Source organism: Kitasatospora sp. NPDC050543 (genome assembly GCF_044457565.1).
GTDB lineage: Bacteria > Actinomycetota > Actinomycetes > Streptomycetales > Streptomycetaceae > Kitasatospora.
Genome location: NZ_JBITGZ010000088.1, coordinates 1 through 2,379 on the forward strand (window position 1 = coordinate 1; position 2,379 = coordinate 2,379).

The following is a 2,379-nucleotide window of genomic DNA, read 5'->3' on the forward strand; positions in this document are numbered from 1 at the left end:
GGAGTTCGAACGGATCATCAGCGAGGCACGAGCCGGTCGCCTGAACGAGGGACTGGCTGCATAGGAAGGCCTCTACGAAACCAGGGGATTGACAGAGTCGACTTCAACGCCGTTGCCGCCGCCCTTGCCCGAGCGATCGACGCTGCCGCCGATCCGCAGCCGCCAACCAACCCGGGAACCGCCGGTTCCAACTGGGGGGTCGCACGTGTCGGAGGCGAAGCGTCAGCTCTGTTCGAAGGTTCGGAGGCTCGGCGGCTCGGGGCCTTCGACGGTCTCTTCGGCTACGCGCCGTCACCCGGTGGGGCGGGATCGGGGACTGGCACGAGCAGCTCTGGCCCCCTTGTGGCGGACGCTGTTGACAGCGGTGGAAACCGGCCGGCGGTGAGGTTGCCGTCGGCGGGGGGTGTGGAGCAGCTGGCGGAGTTCGCAGGGGTCGGTGTGGTTGAGCCAGGCCTCGAAGTCTCCGCTGTCGATGGCCAGGGGCATGCGGTCGTGGACTCGTCCGGCGGCGTCCGTCGCCTGGGCGGTGAAGATCGTGGTGGTGGTGAGCCAGGCGCGCGGGTCGTCGTCGGCGCGGGTGGGGTCGCGCCAGAACTCGTACAGCCCGGCCACCGCCAGCAGGCTGCCGCTGGTCGGGACGATGAGGGAGGGCTGCTTGAAGCCCTTCTTTCTCTCCGCGGCGGGCGATGGCGACCCACTCGAAATGGCCGTCGGCCGGCAGCAGGCACCGTCGGGTGGCGAGGGCCTTGCGGAAGGCGGGCGTCTCGTGGACGGTCTCGGCACGGGCGTTGATCATCCGCGCGCCGACGCCCGTGTCCTTCGCCCAGGAGACGGCACCAGGCCCCAGCGAAGCGGCCGCAGCTGGCGGGCGTGCTTCCCGGTGTCGCGGTCCAGCCGCTCCAGGACTGCCCACACCGGGTCAGCTGGGGCGGTGTTCCAGCTGGGGGAGAGGGTCTCCTCCGGGCCCCAGCGGGTCACACCGAACAGTGAGACCAGATCCTCGGGCTTGCTGGTGGAGACGAAGCGACCGCACATGACCCCAGCCTGCCTGCCGCCTGGTGGGGGTGCGGCTCAGGGATAGCGTGCTCGTGCGGTGCGAGCCGCGGGCCTGGCCGGGGCGCCCGGGTGCCCGCCAGCCTTATGAGACGGCAGACTCGGTGCCGGGTCCCGGCGCAGGGCGCGAGGAGTTCCAGTATCTGCTCGTCGGAGCTGCGCTCCCGGCCGGCCAATGCCCAGCCCACGGTGCTCTTCAGCCTGGTGCCACTCCCACGAGGGAATCAGAGGGCGTTCTATGAACTTCTGTCGGTTCTTGGATCGAGGGGCCCTGCTGAGGTTGGAAGCATCGGGTACTGGATGGTGAGGCGACCTGGACGTGAGCCGGCGACGACTCCTTCCACGCCGAGGTCTTCGGTCGCCCTGCCGGGTGCGTGAGCCCGCGGGTCGAGCGTGAGGGGCTGCCGGCCCACCTGCACAATCAGCTGGTGCCACGCTGAGCATCTGGTCAGATCGGTGGAAAAGCCCTTGAAGTAGCGACCAGCCGTCCGCAAGGCTGCGGCCATGGCTTCCCCGAACTTCAGCGCGCCGCCACCGAATCCCGAACCTCCGGCTGTCGACGCCTTCCTCTCTGGTGTCGACAGCGCGATGAACAGCAACACCCTCCTGCTCACAGCGGATTGCGACGTACTCGTCACGGCCGGGAACAGCCAGGACGTCCTGCACGCCTTCCTGCGCAGTGCCCTGTTAGAGCGACTGATGCGCGCCGCTGACGTGCGCCGCAACTGGTACATCCTGACGGACGAGTACGACATTGAGCCTTTCAAACGTCCGCTCCTTCGCGAGGGCTTCCGCGCCACGGTCAGCCCGCTCGACCACGCCGGCTTCCTGGCGCGGCTGCGCTGGATGCTCTGCGAGGCATACAGCCCCTACGGCCACCACTACCCGGCGGCGGACGCCGAGCGACTGGTGTCCGACTTCGCCCGGGAACTGCTCGGCGCGGACGGCCCGGCGTGGTCCTTCGCCGCTGTCAGCCCCGATTTCCTGCGCCCCACCGGCTACTACAGCGGTGAGGAGCCGCTGTGACCGGTGTACTTCGATGGCTGCGACTCCGACACCGCCACGTTCGTCCCCACCGCGACCGCACCCTCCATCTGCTGCTGACGAACGGCTCGCCTTGAGTGGACGTTAAGTCCGTTTCTGGTAGCGGCCTCGTCCGGGTTGGGTGAGGAAGCCTTGGCGAGTGAGGCGTCCGAGGCGGCTGCGGGTGATGTTGACGGACGCCTCGTCAGTGGGCATGCCGAGGAGTTCGTGCAGCTCGCGTGCCCGGAATGCCTGGTCGGGGTGCTGGTTGAAGGCGTTCACGATGGCCTGGTAGGTGGTGTT

1 protein-coding gene and 2 pseudogenes are annotated in these 2,379 nt (G+C 68.6%); 1 reads left to right on the forward strand and 2 read right to left on the reverse strand.

Annotated features, from left to right (window positions below):
• Nucleotides 1-281: 281 nt before the first annotated feature.
• Nucleotides 282-1,035, reverse strand: a pseudogene (locus ACIBH3_RS35875) (SOS response-associated peptidase).
• A 522-nt stretch (nucleotides 1,036-1,557) separates the two neighbouring features.
• On the opposite strand from ACIBH3_RS35875, the gene ACIBH3_RS35880 reads away from it, so the two are divergent.
• Entirely contained in the window at nucleotides 1,558-2,079 is a 522-nt protein-coding gene (locus tag ACIBH3_RS35880; protein WP_396316310.1) for a hypothetical protein, read from the forward strand.
• Between the two features lie 102 nt (nucleotides 2,080-2,181).
• Here the strand turns inward: ACIBH3_RS35880 and ACIBH3_RS35885 are convergent.
• Nucleotides 2,182-2,379: pseudogene (locus tag ACIBH3_RS35885) on the reverse strand (hypothetical protein); the annotation flags it as partial.